A 17,081-nucleotide genomic window follows, 5' to 3' on the forward strand; every position below is an offset into this window, starting at 1 on the left:
ATTGTTAAAATTATGTTTAAAAAAAATTTTTTAGATTATTTTTATTTAAATTTAATATTATTATTTATTTACATTCCTATTTTATCTTTAGTAATTTTTTCTTTTAATCAAACAGAAGGTAGAATTGCTTCTTTAGTAAATTGGGAACGTTTTGGTTTTCGATGGTATGGTAAAATTTTTAGTAATTCTGCTATTAGAAATTCCATTATCGTTACTTTTAAAATTGCCATTTTTTCTACTTTTATTTCGACTATTATAGGTACGTTAGCAGCAATTTCTTTAGCTCAAAATAAATTAAAATGGCAACATTTTATTTTAAATTTAAATCAAATTTCTTTTGTTATTCCAGAAATAATTATTGCTTTAGCTTTATTTGTTTTTTTTGGTTTTATTAGATTAGAAAACGGATTTTTAAGAATGCTTTTTGCTCATATTTCATTTAGTGTTCCTTATGTTTTAGCTACTATTTTTCCTAAATGTAATAATTTTGAAATAAATTTATTTGAAGCTGCTTATGATTTAGGAGCCAACCCTTTACAAACTTTAATCAGGGTTGTTTTACCACAATTAAAAAGTGTTATTTTAGCTGGTGCTAGTTTAGCTTTTGCTTTATCATTTGATGATTTTATTATATCTTATTTTGTAGGGGGATCTGATTATCAAAATATTTCTTCTTATATTTATAGTTTAAAGGGAACTATTAATCCTGCTATTAACGCATTATCATCTATTTTGATTTTATTTATATTTTTTAAAATTTTTATTAATTATCTAAAATTAAGAAAAGAATCTATTTTTAAATGAAAAAAATTATATTTTTGATTTCTTTAGTTATTGTTTTAATTGTATTATTTTTTTATTATCCAACTAAAAGACATAAAGAAATTATAACTTTATTTAATTGGGGGGAATTTATTGATAATGGAATTATTGAAGAATTTAATCAACAAGATCCAGATTTTGAAATTAAGCAAAGTTTTTTTGTTTCCAACGAGTTAGCAATAAATAAAATTAAAACAGGAAATATTTATGATATTGTTATTTTAAGTGAATATGCTATAGAAAAATTAAAAAAGGATGATTATCTTACAAAATTATCTTTAGGTCCTGGTGGGTTGTTTGATGAATCCAAACCAATTTTAAACAATTCTTTATCAAAGATTTTAAGAAATAGCACTACTTTTAAAGAAATTTTTTATAATAATGATAATAAAGTGGATCAAAACAAGGATTTTTATGCAATCCCTTATGTTTGGGGGAATGTTGGTTTATTATATAACAAAAAAATTATTGAAAATATGAATATGAAAATTGATGAATGGAAAAGCATATTAAAAAATCCTAAGATAAAAATATCTTTATACAATAATCCTAAAGATGTTTTATTTATAGGTTTAAAAGCGACTGATTGTGATAATATAGAAAAACCTTCAGATGAACAGATTAAAAAAGCTAAAGAATGGTTAGTAGAATTAAAAAAAACAAATTCTCAACTTTCTTTTGTTACAGATCAAATATTAGATAATATGAAAGAAAAAAATAATGAACGTTATGATATATCATTAGTTTATTCTGGTGATGCTGCTTTTTTAATGGATCAAAATGATAATTTAAGTTACTATACCTTTGATCATGAGGATGAAACAAATAAGGGAACTAATATTTGGATTGATGGTATTATTATTCCTAAAGATGCTAATAAAAAAGGAGCTTATAAATTTATTAATTTTTTATTTAATAAAGATAAATTACAACAAAATTATAATTATATTAAATATGATTCTCCTTATTCTGAAGATGTACCAAATATTAAAACTATGAGTGACGGTTTTAATAAAAATTTGAATAACAAACAATATATAATATATAATTATGATAAAGAATTAAATAAAAAAATTTTTGATGCTTGGTATGAAATTTATTCCGCATCTATTGAAAGTGATAAATGGTTATTTATTTTTAGTTTTTTTATAATTATTTTTATATTATTATTTAATTTATTTTTTTCTTATTCTAAAAAAAAATTAAATCTTTATTTAAAATAAATATTATTTTAAAATAATGATTTAATTTTTATAAAAAGTTCAAAATTTCAATAATTTTATTACTTAATAAATTTTTTTATAATTTTAATAATTTAATTTTATTAAAAAATTTATTAAATTTAAAATTTGTGGCGGAGCAGAAGGGATTCGAACCCTTGCACCGATTACTCGGACTACGTCCTTAGCAGAGACGCCTCTTACAACCACTTGAGTACTACTCCAATTGATTACACTTTTTTATTTTATTTAAAATTTTACTTAAAAAATTTAAAAAATGAAAAATTCTATTTCCTATTTCAAAAAAATAACTTTTTATATTTTAATAACAATTAATTTTATTATAATTTTATAATAAAGTCAAATCAAATTTATTTTTTAATTTATAAGGTTGTTAAAATTGCCAATGCTATGGCATATTTTTCGCTATGTGAAATAGAAATCATAATGTTTTTTGTATCTAAATTTTTGACATAAGGTTTTCCTAATTCATTATTTAAAATCGTGTAAGAACAAAAATTAATTTTTTTATTTTTACTAGTATATGCAGTTTTAAAAATAGCTTCTTTGACTGCCCATCTACCAGCAACAAAACTTAATTTTCTTTTAATATTTTTTATATTTAAAAATATATTATATTCTTCTGGTGATAAAATTCTTTTAGATATTTTTTCTATTCCTATTTTTTCAATTTTTTTAATCTCTATAATATCTATGCCAATATTTTCTATTTTCATTATTTTCTTTCTTTTTTAAAATAATTTTTATTTTTTCATTAGTTATTAATTTTATTAAAATATTTTTTTAATAAAATTGATGCAAATATATTAACTTTTATTTTATCAAAGTTTTTTTATTTTATAATATTTTAATTATTAAATTTATTTGATTTTTGTGAATATAAAATAATTGAATATTTTATTTTTTATTCTAATATTTATGGAATTTAAATGTTTTTAAAATTTATATTTTAAATATCTTGAAATTTTAAATAAATTAGTTATAATATATTTAGGTTGTATTAAACCGAAAATGTTAAAATTAAAGGAGTATATATTTTACTATGTCAGAAAAAGAAACAAAACATTGTACAGAAAAGATCAAAGGTGTTTGTAGATGGTTCAATAAAGATAAAGGTTTTGGATTTTTACAAAAATTAGATAGTGATTCTCAAGACATCTTTTTTCATCAAACTGACATTAAATGTGAAGGTTTTAGATCTTTAGATGAAGGCGAAGAGGTTGAATTTACTCTTGTTCAAGGAGAAAAAGGACCACAAGCTATCGAAATTGTTCGTTTTACAAAACAATCAATAAAATAATAAAATTATTTACAATTATTTTAATTAAAAAAAACTTGAAAAAACAAGTTTTTTTTTAATTTATAATTTATTATTTGTAAATAATTTTTTAAAAATATTCAAATTAAAAAATTAAGCGGTGTTAAAATGCAAAAATTTACTAGTGAATCAGTTACTAAAGGTCATCCAGATAAAGTAGCAGATCAGATTTCTGATGCTTTATTAGATGCTTTTTTAGAACAGAAAAAAGATGCTAGAGTTGCTATAGAAACTATTGTAACTGCCAAAACAGTTTTTATTTTAGGTGAAGTTGAACCGAATATTTTTATTGATTATAATAATATTATTAAAAAAATTGTTCGTTCGATAGGTTATGATAGAAGAGAAGAAAATTTTTCTTATCAAGATTTAAAAATTATCAATAAAATTCATTCTCAATCGAAAGAAATTTCTTTAGTTGTTGATAAAAATGTACCAGGAGATCAAGGTTTAATGTTTGGTTATGCCACTAATGAAACACTTTCCTTTTTACCTTTAGGTTTTGATTTATCAAAAAAACTTTCTTTAAGATTGACAGAAGTTAGAGAAAATAAAATTCTCCCTTTTTTACGACCAGATGGAAAAACTCAAATCACTATGGTATATGATTTTAATAATAATCCATTATATATTGATTCAATAGTTATTTCTTCTCAACATGAGGCTAATATTGATAGAAAAATTTTAGTTGATGCTATTAAAAAAGAAGTGATAATGCCGGTTATAGATAATAATTTTATTAATTCTAAAACAAATTATTACATTAATCCTGCAGGATCTTTTATTAATGGTGGGCCTAATGCAGATACTGGATTAACAGGCAGAAAAATTATTGTAGATACTTATGGTGGTTATTCTCGTCATGGCGGAGGTTCTTTTAGTGGTAAAGATTCTTCTAAAGTTGACCGTAGTGCTTCTTACATGGCAAGATACTTAGCTAAAAATATTGTTGCTTCTGGAATTTGTGATATTTGTGAAATTCAAATCTCTTATGCTATAGGAATTGAAAATCCGATGGGAATTTATATTAACACTTTTAACACCAATAAAGTTTCTGAAAAATTAATTTTGCAAACAATTAAAAATAATTTTGATTTAAGACTTAAAGGAATTATACAAAAATTAGATTTACAAAATCCTATTTATCAACAAACAGCTTCTGAAGGGCACTTTGGAAATTATAAACATAATTTTTCTTGGGAAAAAATAGATAAAAAAAATATTTTTGAAAAATTATTTTAATTTTTATTTTTATAAATTATATATTTATTGTTTACTATTATTTTTATTTATGTTTTTTTTGAATAAATTTTATATTTTACTGAAAATTTTGTATAATATTAATGTATATTAACAAAAATTTTTACTATGATATTCTAATATGAATTAATTTAATTTTATTAAAACTTATTTCAAAATGCGTAATAACAAATATCAGAGAGAAAATTATGGAAATAAAAAAAATTAGTGATTATCGTATAATATATTATTTTTGTATTAATGTTGATGAATTGGAAAAAAAATTGTCTGATAATTATAATCTTATAAAAGATAAAATAAGTTTTAAAGGTTTTCGTAAAGGACATATACCAATAAAAGTTTTTCAAAAATTTTTTAATACTGATTATTTATATAATAAAGTTTTTGAAGAGTTGATAACTCAAAAATATCAAGAAATTTTAAAAGATAAAAAATTAGAAATTATTGGTCAACCTGAATTAATAGATTTAAAACCATATCCTTTTGATTTTTCACATCCTTTAAATTTCGGTTTAGATGTTAATTTAGTTCCAAAAATTGATTTATGTAAATATAAAGGTTTAGAGATAATTAAAAAAAATTTTAATATTGAAGAAGAAATAAAAATCAAAATAAAACATTTATTAGAAAAACAATCTATTGTTGAAGATAAAAAAAGTAATTTGTTTTTAGAATTAAGAGATATTGCTATATTTGACTTTGAAGGCTTTATTAATAAAAAACCTTTTGAAGGAAATCAAGCTAAAGATTTTTCTTTAGAAATTGGAAGCGGTATGTTTATTCCTGGATTTGAAGAATCTATGATAGGAATGAAAATTAAAGAAAAAAAAGAAATTCATATTATTTTTCCTTCTGATTATCATGTAAAAAATTTAGTTAACCAAAAAGCTATTTTTAATGTTTTTTTAAAAGCTATTAAAATTAAAAAACCAGTTGTTCTTTCGGATGAAGTAGTAAAAAAAATGAACTTTAAAAATATTGAAAATATATTTGAATTGAAAAAAAATATAAAAAAAAATTTAGAAATTGAAAATAATTTTAAAGAACAAAAATATTTTAAAGAACAAATTTTAAATCATATAATTAATAATTCTTATGTAGATATTTCTAAATATTTTTTAGATAAGATGAAAGAACAAGAAATACAAAATTTAAAAACCAAAATTATGAAAGAAAAAATTACTTTAGAACAATATCTTATTTCTTTAAATATATCTAAAAAAAAATTTGAAAAAAATATAGAAGAAAAAATTTTTCATAAATTTAAATGGGAAATATTATTAAAAAAAATTATTGAAAAAGAAAAATTAACAGTACTTGAAACAGAAATAGAACAAATTAAACAAGAAATAAATAAAGTAGATAATAAAAATATTCAAGTAAATAAAAACCATTATTCTTCTTCGAGAATTAAAAATTATTTATTAGAAGAAAAAGTTTTTAATTTTATAATATCAAAAGCGATTATTAAAATAGATATTGAAAAAAATCTTAAAAAATAAAAAATTAATGCATGAAATATATTTTTTTTATTTTTTATTTATTTATAATAATAATTTAATAATTTATTTTGGATAGGGGTAAACAAATATGGATAATTATAAAGAAGAAACAAAAATTATTACTAATGAATTGCCTGCTGTAGTTATTAGAGGGCTTGTTCCAATTCCACACAATGATTTTAGAATTGAGGTAGGACGTTCTTTTTCTGTTGAAGCGTTAAAATTGGCAGAAAAAAATAATTATCCTTATGTTTTGGTTTTATTACAAAAGAATTTTTTTAGTGATAAGATTAAAATTTTAGATATTGAAAAATTTGGAGTTTTAGCAAAAATTATTACTAAAGTCAAAATTTCTAATGATATTTATAAAGTTAAGTTTCATGTTGTTAAAAGAATTAAAGTTAAAAAATTTGTGAAAACTTCTCCTTTATATTTAGTAGAATATAATGAAGTTAAAACTTTATATGGTGATTTAAAAGATGAAAAAGTTTTAATTAAAATGGTTATTGAAGAAATTAGCAATAATTCTAATGAAATAGTTGGTAATTCAGATAAAAATCTTTTAGAGCAATTTGGACAAGAAATTAGCAGCGAAAAGTTAACTGATTTAATTATTTTTTGTTTGCGTATTGATGAATCTCAAAAATATAAATATTTAAAAGAATGTAATTTAAATAAAAGACTTTTTTACATTTTAAATGATATTGCTTCTTACATGTTTAATATTTCTATTGAACAAAAAATTAATGATCAGGTTAGACGTAGTATTGATGAAAACCAAAAAGAGTTTTATTTAAGAGAAAAAATGCGTGCTATTCAAAATGAATTAGGCGAAAAAGTTAAAAAAGAAGAAGAAATTGAAGAACTTAGAAATAAAATTAAAATTTCTAAAATGCCTTCTAAAATCAAAGAAAAAGCTTTTCAAGAGTTATCACGCTATCAATCATCTTCTTCTTTGGTAGCTGAATATTTTGTAATTAGAACTTACTTAGATTTTTTAATAGCTTTGCCTTGGAATAAGTTTAGTAAAGATGTTAATGATTTAAAAAAGATTCAAGATAAATTAGATATTAATCATTATGGTTTAAAAAAGGTTAAAGAACGTATTATTGAATATGCTGCAGTAAAAATTATGACTAAAAAAAATCCTCAAACTATACTTTGTTTATCTGGTCCTCCGGGTGTGGGGAAAACTTCTTTGGCTATTTCTATCTCAGAAGCTTTAGGACGTAAATTTGTAAAACAATCACTTGGCGGTTTGAAAGAAGAAAGTGAAATTAGAGGTCATAGAAAAACTTATGTTGGTGCTATGCCAGGACGTATTTTAAATGGTTTGAAAGAAGCAGGCACCATGAATCCAGTATTTTTATTAGATGAAATTGATAAATTAGTATTTAATAATAGTTATGACCCATCTTCAGCTTTAATGGAAGTTTTAGATCCAAAACAAAATAAAACTTTTATGGATAATTATTTATCTGAACCTTTTGATTTATCGCAAGTTTTATTTATTACAACTGCTAACTATTTAGAAAATATTTCTGCTCCTTTGAGGGATCGATTAGAAATAGTTGAATTAAATTCTTATACAGAACAAGATAAGTTTATGATTGCTAAAAATCATTTAATTTCACAACAAATTAAAAGTCATGGTTTAAATGAGTCACAATTTGAAATTGATGATTCTAGTATATTTCATATAATACGTCATTATACCAAAGAAGCAGGTGTTAGAGAATTAAACAAAAAATTAGCTGATTTAGTTAGAAAAACTGTAAAAGAGATTTTAATTAATGAAAAAGAAAAAGTTGTTATAAATAAAGAAAATATTGAATTTTATTTAGGTAAACCTATTTATTTTCATACATTAGCTAATATTAAAGAACAAATTGGAATAGCTAATGGTTTAGCTTATACTTCTTTTGGTGGAGACATATTGCCTGTAGAAGTAACTTATTATAAAGGTAAAGGGCAATTAATTTTAACAGGAAAATTAGGTCAAGTTATTAAAGAAAGTGCTATGACAGCTTTAAGTTTTTTAAAATCTCATGCTAAAGAATTCGAAATTGATTTTGAGATTTTTAATCAAAATGATTTTCATATTCATCTACCAGAAGGCGCTATTCCTAAAGATGGACCATCTGCAGGCATCACTATTGCTACTTCTATTATTTCTGCTGTAAAAAAAAGGTATATTCGTAAAGATATCGGTATGACGGGAGAAATTACTTTAAATGGAACGATTTTGCCTATTGGTGGTTTAAAAGAAAAAGCTATTGCCGCTAATCGTAGTGGTTTGAACACTATTTTAATTCCTAAAGATAATTTAAAAGATATTGATGATATTCCGGAAGAAGTTCTTAAGGTTTTAGAAATTATTCTTGTTGACAATATTAATGATGTTTTTATGAAAGCTTTGGTTTAATATTAATTTATATTTTATTATTTTATTATTACCCAAAAATATTTATAATAAAACATATAAAATAAAGTTGAATAGAGGTTAATAATTATGAATTTAGAATATCTATCGCAATGTATTTTAATTTTGTTTAATTTTTTGATTATTTTTAGTGTAATATTATTTTCTGATGATAATAACATTAATTCTTATTCGGGTAGTTATTCAGAAAAAGATAAAAATCGTAAGATTCAAGGTGCAGAATTGTTTTTAAACCGTTTATTGTTTTTTTTGATTACTTTTTATTTTAGTTATATTATTTTTTTATGTTATTTACCAAACACAAAATAAATATCATTTTAAAGATATTTTTTTTAAAAAATTTATTTGACAAAAAAAATAAATTTTGTATAATTGTTTAGGACATTATTTTTATTTATTAAATTATTTGATATGAAAAGAGGTGTTAAAAAATATGCCAAAAACTATAGTTCGTGAAGAAGAAACTATTGAAGAAACTTTACGTCGTTTTAAACGTGAGGTATCAAAATCTGGTAATCTTGCTGCAGCTCGTAAAAAAGAATATTATATTAAACCAAGTGTAGAAAAGAAAAATCGTCGTAATAAAATGTCATTACGTTAATAATAATATTATTAAATATAAATTTGAATAAAAAGCATCTTTTTAAGTTGCTTTTTTTATTTTATTTTTTTATTATTAACAAATTTATGTAATAAGATATTTGTAATTATTTATTTTTAATTATTTTTAAAAATCTATTTAAAATTAAAAAAAGTTTAAAAAAATGAAAATTAAAATACATAATAAAACTAATATTTCAATTAAATATTTGACAAAAATTTTAAAAAAAATATTTTTTTTTGTACCTGAAAGACAAAATATACATATTATTTTTATAACTCCTTTAAAAATGAAAAAAATGAATTTTTATTATCGTCAAAAAGATTATGATACTGATGTTTTATCTTTTATTAATGAAATTGATAAAGATTCTTTAGGTGATATTTTTATTAATTTAAAGAAAGCCCAAAAACAATCACAAAATTATAATCATAGTTTAAGTCGCGAAGTTTGTTTTTTAGCAACTCATGGCTATTTACATTTAAAAGGTTATGAACATCATTCCAAGGATGAATTAAAAAAAATGCTTATTATTCAAGAAAAAATGTTAAAAAAAGTTGATTTAGATAAAAAAATCATTTCTAAAAATAAAAAAAATAATAATGATTAATTTTAAGGAGATAAATATGAAATTTAAATCCGGCTTTATAACTATTTTAGGAAGACCAAATGTTGGTAAATCTACTTTGATTAATGTTTTAGTTAAACAAAAAATTTCTATTGTTAGTGATAAACCTAACGTTACTATTAATAAAATCATAGGAGTTTGTAATGATATTGATTCACAACTAGTTTTTATTGATACACCTGGATTTAATAATCGTAAATTTTTATTATCAAAAAGAATGGACGAATCTTCTTTAAAAAGTATTTATGGTGTGGATGTAATTTTATTTTTGATAACTGATATTTTAAACTCATCAGAAAAAAAAATTTTATCAAATATTCAAAAACATAAAAAACCTATTATTATAGTAATTAATAAAATAGATAATTTTAAAAATAAAAGCCAAATAGACAAAATTATTTTAGATTGTTTAAAATATTTTAAATTTGATGATATTATTCCTATTTCTGCCATTAATAGTCAAAATTTACTTCCTTTAAAAAATAGTATTTTGTCTTATTTAAAAGAAGGACCAAAGTATTATCCTTCTGATATGGTTACTGATCAAAAAAAAGATCGTTTAATTGCTGAATTAGTGAGAGAAAAAATATTTTTTTATTGTCGTCAAGAAATACCTTATTCTGTTGGCACTATGGTTGAACGCATGAATTATATTAATGATGATTTTATTGAGGTTTGGGTATTAATTTTAATAGAAAAATTATCTCAAAAAAAAATTTTAATAGGTAGTAAAGGCGAAAAATTAAAACAAGTTTCTATTAATACTGCAAAAGAAATTCAAAATATTTTAAATATAAAAGTACGTTTAAATTTATGGATTAAAACAAAACCAAAATGGCGCGAAAATATTTATTTATTAAAACAATTAGGTTATTATTGATGGTTAGAACTCCAGGTATTATTTATAAAATTTCTTCATATCAAGAGTATTCAAAATTAGTTTTTATTTATACACCTGAAGGAAAAAAAACTTTAATTGCTAAAGGTTGCCAAATGATAATAAACCCTTATCGTATTTGGATTGAATATTTAAATTTAATAGAATTTGAGAACAAGCAAAATTCTTTATTTTTAGTTCTTAATAAAGCTTTTTTATTAAATAATTATAAAAATATTAAAAAAGATTATATAAATATTAAAAAAGCTTCTTTAATTTTAGAATTAATTGATAAAACAATTGATAGTCATGATAATCATTTACCTCATGATGTTATTTTTCAAGAAGTTTTAAAAGCATTACAATTTATTCAAACTGGATATTTAAGTTTCGCTCTAAGACTTTTAAATTTTTTAGGATATAAAATTAATTTTAATAGTCTTTTATTAAAAAGTAAAATTATTATAGATGTTCAAAGTGATTTTAATTTAAAAGAAAACAATAATCTTAGTGATGTTCAAATTAAGAAATTATCTTTACTTCGATCTTCTTATGACATTCAAGAAATTAAAGAAAAACTCCCTATTTTAAATTTTATTTATTATTATTATGAATTTTATCTAGATATAAAATTACAAAATCTTTATTAAAATGAATAATATTAATTATTTTTTTCAAAATATATAAAATAATTAGAGGTTTTTATGACATCTTTAGATAAAATTTTTATTTTTGCTAAACAGACAGGTTTTGTTTTTGCAAGCAGTGAGATTTACGGTGGTTTTGCTAATAGTTTTGATTATGGTCATTTAGGTTCATTATTAAAACAAAATATAAAAAAAGCTTGGTTAAAAAAATTTATTCAAGAACAAGAAAATAATATTTTGTTTGATAGTGCTATTTTATTAAATCCACAAGTATGGGAAGCTTCAGAACATGTATCACATTTTTCCGATCCTTTAATAGAAAATAAAGATGATAATAAACGTTATCGTGCAGATAAATTAATTAATCAAAATGATTATAAATTAAACATTAGTGGTTGGTCTTTTGAACAAATGCAAAAATATATTATTGATCATAAACTTTTAGGTACTCGAAATTGGTCTTCTGTAAAAAATTTTAATATGTTGTTTCAAACTTATCAAGGTGTAGTTGAAGAAAAAAGTAAAAAAGTATATTTAAGACCAGAAACAGCACAAGGAATTTTTATTAATTTTAAAAATATTTTAAAAACAGCTAGAAAAAAAATTCCTTTTGGGGTTGGTCAAATTGGTAAATCTTTTAGGAATGAAATAACACCAGGAAATTTTATTTTTCGTACTTGTGAATTTGAACAAATGGAATTAGAATTTTTTTGTGAGCCGGGAACACAAAAAAAATGGTTTTTATATTGGAAAAAATATGTTAATGATTTTTTATTATCTTTAGGAATTAATTCTAAAAATTTAATGTTAAAAGATTATTTACCAGAAGATTTAAGTCATTATTCTGATTTTACTACTGATGTATTATTTAATTTTCCTTGGGGTTTTTCTGAATTATGGGGTATTGCTTCAAGAAGAGATTTTGATTTAAAAAAGCATCAACAATTTTCTAAACAAAATTTAACTTATTTAGATGAAAAAAATAAAAAAAAATATTTACCTTTTGTAATTGAACCTTCAGTAGGTGTAGAAAGATTATTTTTAGCTTTTTTGTTTAACTGTTATGAAGAAGAAAAATTAAATATAAAAGATACTAGACAAGTTTTAAAAATTCATCCTTTTTTAGCTCCTTTTAAAGCAGCCATTTTACCTTTAAATAAAAAAGAACATAGTTCTAAAGCGAAGAAAATTTATAAAGATTTAATGTTATATTTTGAAGTTTGTTATGAAGAAAATCAAAGTATTGGTAAAAGATATCGTAAACATGATATGATAGGCACTCCTTTTTGTATTACGATAGATTGTCAAACTTTTGTAGATGAAACTTGCACTATTAGAAATCGCGATAATTTGAAACAACATAGGATATTTATTAAAGATATAAAAAAATATTTAGAAAATAAGTTATTATTTTAGTTTTTGAGGTAATATATGGGAACAGACAAATTGAAATTTAAAGAATTTATTAATAAAATTAATACAGAAGTGCCCATTTATGATTTAGTTCAAGAAAATAATGTTATTTTAAAAAAAGTTGGTAAGAATTTTATGGGTTTATGTCCATTTCATTCTGAAAAAAACGCTTCTTTTTCTGTTTCGCCAGAAAAAAATATTGCTGTTTGTATGTCGTGTAAAAAAGGCGGTAGGCCTATTTCTTTTTATAAAGAAATAAAAAAAGTTTCTTTTCAATATGCTGTTTCAGAATTAGCTCAAAGATTAAATATTGTTGATTTATCTAAAAAAATTTTTTTATCTAATTCAAACAACCATTTGTATCGAATTATAGAAGAAACAATGATTTTTTTTCAATCTAATTTGTATGATAGAACATTTGGTAAAAAAGCTTTTAAATATCTTGAAGAAGAACGTAAAATAAAAGATGAAACAATCAAATATTTTAAATTAGGCTATGCTTTGAGTCATTTAGAAGAAAATATTTTTAATAATAAAATAAAAAATAAAAAAGAATTTAATAATTTTTCATCTTTGGTTGATTATTTAAAAAAAAATTTTTCTATTAACGATTTGATTGATTTAGGAATTATTAAAGAAAATGAAAAAACAGGTGATTATTATAATTTTTTCAATGAACGTTTGATTTTTCCAATTACTGATCATTATGGTAAATTTGTTGGTTTTGCTGGGCGTAATTTAAATAATAATGAACCAATTAAATATTTATTTAATACTAATACCAAGTTGTTTAACAAACAAGAACTTTTATATCAATTTTATGAAAATAAATCAGAGATTATAAAAAAAAATCAAGTTATTATATATGAAGGTTTTTTTGAAGTTATAGTTTCTTTTCAGTGTGGTATTAAAAATACTGTAGCTACTATGGGTACTAATTTAAGCATTAAACAAATTAAAATATTAAGTGAATTAACTAAAGAATTTATTTTTGCCTATGATAATGATTTTGCCGGTCAAGAGTCATTTTTTAAATTGGGTAATTATTTAACTAAAGAAGGTTTTAGAGTTAAAAGAATATTATTTCCAAACGGTCAAGATCCAGATGAATATTATCGTCAAAAAGGCACCATTCAATTTCAAAAATTTATTATAGATAATACAGAAGATTTTTTAGATATTAAATGTGAAGAATTATCTAAAAAAATAAATTATTTTTCTTTAGATACTGTTGAAAAAGAAAAAATTAAATCGGAATTATTTTCTTTATTTTATAAACAAAATGAAAAAATTAAAATACATTATCAAAGTATTTTGAATAATAAATATAACATTAAAATTAAATTATTTTTTGATAAAAATAACAATATACAAAAATCTGCTGATATTTATAAAGTTAAACAGCTTATGACAACTAATTTTTTATTAGATGTTATTTTTGATAGACATTATTTGTATATAAATTGGGATAGATTATCTAAAGATGAAAAATTTTCTAATTTTCAACAAAAGTCACCTGATGTTTTATCTATAAACGATTTAATTTATTATTATTATGTTTTTTTATTTAAAGAAATTAAAAAATATTATGATTCTCACCCTCAAGAAAATTCTATTACAATAAAAAATATAGATGATTTTTTCAAATTATATCCTCAAGCTTCTTGTTTTATAATTGATTTAAAAAACAAAATTAAAATTAAAGAAATTAATAATTCAATTTATAAATACAAATTAAAAATGAAAAATGAAAAAAAAGAAAATAAAAAAAAAGAAATTTTAAACAAAGTATTAAAACTACAATTACAATTAAACAATTTCAAATTATATAAAGACTAAAAATGAAAATAAAAAAAATAAAATAAAGGTAATTGATATGAATTGGAAAATTTTAATTGAAAATTTATTTAAAAAATTTAATATTAGACAAAAAATAAAAAATGAATTTTTTTTTAATTATGTTAAAAAAAATGATATTAATAATAATTTATTATTGAATTTTAAAAAAGAAGATGATAATTCTTTAATCTTAAAATATTCAGAAGATAAAATAAAAGATTTATCTGATTCGTTAGATGAAATTATTTTAGAAGAAGAAGATTTGGTTTATGAAGATGAAACAGATACTTTAGTATTAGATGAATTTGAAGAAAAAAAAGAAGAATTTTTAAATATTGATAAAAATCCAATTGATTTAAAATTTTATGATCCTGTTAAGATATATTTGAAAGAAATTGGCCAAATTCCATTATTAACTTTAGAAGAAGAACAGGAACAATTTAGATTAGTTTATGATGGAAGAGAAGCAGAAGCGAAACTAGAAAGTTATAGAAAAAAAGAAATTGAATTATCAGAGAAAGAAATTTCTGAATTAAACGATATTTTAAAAATATCTAATAAAGCTAAACATAGATTGGTTGAAGCTAATTATCGTTTAGTTGTTTCTATCGCTAAGCGTTATATTAGAAGAGGTTTAGAATTTTTAGATTTGATTCAAGAAGGCAACAGAGGATTAATGCGTGCTATAGAAAAATTTAATATTGATAAAGGTTGTAAATTGTCTACTTATGCTACTTTTTGGATTGTACAAAAAATTTTAAGAGCAGTAGCTGATCAAGCTCGTATTATTCGATTACCTGTTCATATTGTGGATAGAATTAATATTATTTCTATGGCAAAAAGTAAGTTAAGATTAAAATTACATCGAGAACCAACTATTGAAGAATTATCTGAATTTATTAATATTTCTGAAAAAAAATTAAGAATTATCGAAATAATTAAGAAAAAACCTATTTCTTTGGAAGCAAGGGTTGGAGAAAAAGATGATTCTTCTTTAGGGGAATTTATTAGTGATCCTGATTCTTTATCACCTCATGATTATATGTTACAAGAAATTATGAAAAATACTTTAAATGAAATTTTAGAAGACACTTTAACAGATAGAGAAGAAAAGATTTTAAGAATGCGTTATGGATTATCAAATGGGAAAGTTCATACTTTAGAAGAAGTAGGAAATGTATTTGGTGTTACACGTGAAAGAATTAGACAAATAGAAGCTAAAGCTTTTAGACGTTTAAGAACTCCTGCAAGACAAAATAAATTGAAAACTCTTTATAATAGGATGAATAAAAAATAGGATATATCAAAAATGAAAAGAATTTTATTTATTGCTTCGTTAAGGGCGCCTGTTAGGATATAAAAAGATATCTAGAAAAAAGACTAGACGTTTTAGAAATGACAAAACGAGAACAACAGATTCACTTTTGAATCGAAAGATAAAAAAGGAAAATAGCATATCTGTAAAGCGATAAGTTAACTAAAAAGAATATTATGTTACTACTAAATTGCAAGTTCATATGAAATAAGGTTAAAGTCAAAAGATTGAAGTTCAGGTCGAGTGGGCAAAGCAAGCCTCTAATAGGTAATGAGACTGAATTAACATTCAGTATAGGAATATTCCCTATCAAAACCCTATTTGTTATCATTAATTTTAAAAATTAGTTAACGGTTTTTAAAAGTCATTTACTCTAAAATAGGGTTGTAATAATGATAAACATTTTATAAAAATAAAAAAAGACATTGAAATAACCGATATTCATTATCACTTAGCTTTTTGTATTACCAGGGAAGCCTAATGGGAACACACAATAATTTTTAATTTATTAGTGTTTTTTATGGTGGCAGAGGCGTTGTAGTAGTTTGAGACGGTAACACCGATTACATGGCAAAGAACGCTAGAATTATGTTTAAATTATTAAACTTAATTGTGAAAGCTTAGTGCATGGAAACATGCCCGCTGGGTTTGGGAAGAAGCTTTAAAGTAAATATTTCTTGAGTTAATTGCTTTAATTCGATCTTCATCTAAAAATTATGAAAAAGTTTTAGATATTGGCACTGATCATGGATTAGTTTTAAAAAAGGCTTTTGAATTAAGATATATAAAAAAAGGTATTGCTTCAGATAATAAATTTAAGCCTTTAATGCAAGCTAAAAAAAATTTAAAAAAATATTATGTTAATTTTTATTTAAGTGATGGTTTTGATAATATTAAAGAAGATTTTGATTTAGCTTTAATTTGCGGTATGGGGGTTTTCAATATTATTAAAATTTTATCAAAAGCTCCTCATAAAAATAAACATTTTTTATTAGGACCACAAGGTAAAATAGAATATTTATTATATTGGTTGGAAGAAAATGATTTTGAAATTATAGAAAAATATCATATTTTTGATAAATTTGATTATTTATTTTTAAAAGTAACTTTAAAAATTTAAAATTTATAATTAATATTTTATTATCGATTTTTTCATTTAATATATAATTATTTGA

The 17,081-nt window shown here is 21.5% G+C and carries 16 protein-coding genes and 1 tRNA gene; 15 read left to right on the plus strand and 2 right to left on the minus strand.

What is annotated here, in order from left to right; all coding sequences use genetic code 11:
* Positions 1 to 12 precede the first annotated feature (12 nt).
* Positions 13 to 804 carry an ABC transporter permease gene (locus tag ATP_RS01600; RefSeq protein WP_012504440.1) on the plus strand — a complete coding sequence of 264 codons (792 nt, stop codon included), beginning with the start codon at positions 13 to 15 and terminating at the stop codon, positions 802 to 804.
* The gene (locus tag ATP_RS01605) at positions 801 to 2,045 is read left to right on the plus strand and encodes an extracellular solute-binding protein (RefSeq protein ID WP_012504441.1); all 1,245 of its coding nucleotides are present in this window, start codon (positions 801 to 803) and stop codon (positions 2,043 to 2,045) included. Before ATP_RS01600 ends, ATP_RS01605 begins: the two co-directional genes overlap by 4 nt.
* Positions 2,046 to 2,174: 129 nt before the next feature.
* Here ATP_RS01605 and ATP_RS01610 read toward each other — a convergent pair.
* Positions 2,175 to 2,266, minus strand: a tRNA-Ser gene (locus ATP_RS01610).
* Between the two features lie 159 nt (positions 2,267 to 2,425).
* Positions 2,426 to 2,779 (minus strand): holo-ACP synthase, encoded by a 354-nt coding sequence (gene acpS / locus ATP_RS01615; protein ID WP_012504442.1) that lies wholly within the window; start codon positions 2,777 to 2,779, stop codon positions 2,426 to 2,428.
* Positions 2,780 to 3,105: 326 nt separating this feature from the next.
* On the opposite strand from acpS, the gene ATP_RS01620 reads away from it, so the two are divergent.
* From ATP_RS01620 to ATP_RS01680, 13 genes are all read left to right on the plus strand, one after another.
* Positions 3,106 to 3,363 carry a cold-shock protein gene (locus tag ATP_RS01620; RefSeq protein ID WP_012504443.1) on the plus strand — a complete coding sequence of 86 codons (258 nt, stop codon included), beginning with the start codon at positions 3,106 to 3,108 and terminating at the stop codon, positions 3,361 to 3,363.
* A gap of 126 nt (positions 3,364 to 3,489) precedes the next feature.
* Complete coding sequence (gene metK / locus ATP_RS01625) at positions 3,490 to 4,623, plus strand: methionine adenosyltransferase (protein ID WP_012504444.1); 1,134 nt, start codon at positions 3,490 to 3,492, stop codon at positions 4,621 to 4,623.
* A gap of 206 nt (positions 4,624 to 4,829) precedes the next feature.
* On the plus strand, positions 4,830 to 6,143 hold the full coding sequence (gene tig, locus ATP_RS01630) for a trigger factor (RefSeq protein ID WP_012504445.1): 1,314 nt from the start codon (positions 4,830 to 4,832) through the stop codon (positions 6,141 to 6,143).
* An 88-nt stretch (positions 6,144 to 6,231) separates the two neighbouring features.
* A complete protein-coding gene (gene lon, locus ATP_RS01635; RefSeq protein ID WP_012504446.1) occupies positions 6,232 to 8,568 on the plus strand; it encodes an endopeptidase La in 2,337 nt (778 codons plus the stop codon).
* Positions 8,569 to 8,655: 87 nt separating this feature from the next.
* On the plus strand, positions 8,656 to 8,895 hold the full coding sequence (locus ATP_RS01640; RefSeq protein ID WP_012504447.1) for a hypothetical protein: 240 nt from the start codon (positions 8,656 to 8,658) through the stop codon (positions 8,893 to 8,895).
* A 124-nt stretch (positions 8,896 to 9,019) separates the two neighbouring features.
* Entirely contained in the window at positions 9,020 to 9,187 is a 168-nt protein-coding gene (gene rpsU, locus ATP_RS01645; protein ID WP_012504448.1) for a 30S ribosomal protein S21, read from the plus strand.
* A gap of 163 nt (positions 9,188 to 9,350) precedes the next feature.
* On the plus strand, positions 9,351 to 9,797 hold the full coding sequence (ybeY, locus tag ATP_RS01650) for an rRNA maturation RNase YbeY (protein WP_012504449.1): 447 nt from the start codon (positions 9,351 to 9,353) through the stop codon (positions 9,795 to 9,797).
* Between the two features lie 16 nt (positions 9,798 to 9,813).
* On the plus strand, positions 9,814 to 10,695 hold the full coding sequence (gene era, locus ATP_RS01655) for a GTPase Era (protein WP_012504450.1): 882 nt from the start codon (positions 9,814 to 9,816) through the stop codon (positions 10,693 to 10,695).
* The gene (gene recO, locus ATP_RS01660) at positions 10,650 to 11,342 is read left to right on the plus strand and encodes a DNA repair protein RecO (RefSeq protein WP_041186078.1); all 693 of its coding nucleotides are present in this window, start codon (positions 10,650 to 10,652) and stop codon (positions 11,340 to 11,342) included. The genes era and recO overlap by 46 nt, the downstream gene beginning before the upstream one ends.
* A gap of 54 nt (positions 11,343 to 11,396) precedes the next feature.
* On the plus strand, positions 11,397 to 12,755 hold the full coding sequence (locus ATP_RS01665; protein ID WP_012504452.1) for a glycine--tRNA ligase: 1,359 nt from the start codon (positions 11,397 to 11,399) through the stop codon (positions 12,753 to 12,755).
* A gap of 15 nt (positions 12,756 to 12,770) precedes the next feature.
* Positions 12,771 to 14,591, plus strand: a complete 1,821-nt coding sequence (gene dnaG / locus ATP_RS01670; protein WP_012504453.1) for a DNA primase — start codon at positions 12,771 to 12,773, stop codon at positions 14,589 to 14,591.
* A gap of 37 nt (positions 14,592 to 14,628) precedes the next feature.
* The gene (locus tag ATP_RS01675) at positions 14,629 to 15,888 is read left to right on the plus strand and encodes a sigma-70 family RNA polymerase sigma factor (RefSeq protein ID WP_012504454.1); all 1,260 of its coding nucleotides are present in this window, start codon (positions 14,629 to 14,631) and stop codon (positions 15,886 to 15,888) included.
* 712 nt (positions 15,889 to 16,600) lie between these two features.
* A complete protein-coding gene (locus tag ATP_RS01680) occupies positions 16,601 to 17,026 on the plus strand; it encodes a tRNA (adenine(22)-N(1))-methyltransferase TrmK (protein ID WP_269445979.1) in 426 nt (141 codons plus the stop codon).
* Positions 17,027 to 17,081 lie beyond the last annotated feature (55 nt).

The organism is Candidatus Phytoplasma mali (genome assembly GCF_000026205.1).
GTDB lineage: Bacteria > Bacillota_I > Bacilli_A > Acholeplasmatales > Acholeplasmataceae > Phytoplasma > Phytoplasma mali.

Coding starts and splice junctions, on each gene's coding strand:
- dnaG (WP_012504453.1), top strand. CDS start 12,771: ATGGGAACAGACAAATTGAAATTTAAAGAATTTATTAATAAAATTAAT.
- ybeY (WP_012504449.1), top strand. CDS start 9,351: ATGAAAATTAAAATACATAATAAAACTAATATTTCAATTAAATATTTG.
- acpS (WP_012504442.1), bottom strand. CDS start 2,779: ATGAAAATAGAAAATATTGGCATAGATATTATAGAGATTAAAAAAATT.
- rpsU (WP_012504448.1), top strand. CDS start 9,020: ATGCCAAAAACTATAGTTCGTGAAGAAGAAACTATTGAAGAAACTTTA.
- ATP_RS01600 (WP_012504440.1), top strand. CDS start 13: ATGTTTAAAAAAAATTTTTTAGATTATTTTTATTTAAATTTAATATTA.
- ATP_RS01620 (WP_012504443.1), top strand. CDS start 3,106: ATGTCAGAAAAAGAAACAAAACATTGTACAGAAAAGATCAAAGGTGTT.
- era (WP_012504450.1), top strand. CDS start 9,814: ATGAAATTTAAATCCGGCTTTATAACTATTTTAGGAAGACCAAATGTT.
- recO (WP_041186078.1), top strand. CDS start 10,650: ATGGCGCGAAAATATTTATTTATTAAAACAATTAGGTTATTATTGATG.
- ATP_RS01605 (WP_012504441.1), top strand. CDS start 801: ATGAAAAAAATTATATTTTTGATTTCTTTAGTTATTGTTTTAATTGTA.
- lon (WP_012504446.1), top strand. CDS start 6,232: ATGGATAATTATAAAGAAGAAACAAAAATTATTACTAATGAATTGCCT.
- tig (WP_012504445.1), top strand. CDS start 4,830: ATGGAAATAAAAAAAATTAGTGATTATCGTATAATATATTATTTTTGT.
- ATP_RS01640 (WP_012504447.1), top strand. CDS start 8,656: ATGAATTTAGAATATCTATCGCAATGTATTTTAATTTTGTTTAATTTT.
- ATP_RS01675 (WP_012504454.1), top strand. CDS start 14,629: ATGAATTGGAAAATTTTAATTGAAAATTTATTTAAAAAATTTAATATT.
- metK (WP_012504444.1), top strand. CDS start 3,490: ATGCAAAAATTTACTAGTGAATCAGTTACTAAAGGTCATCCAGATAAA.
- ATP_RS01665 (WP_012504452.1), top strand. CDS start 11,397: ATGACATCTTTAGATAAAATTTTTATTTTTGCTAAACAGACAGGTTTT.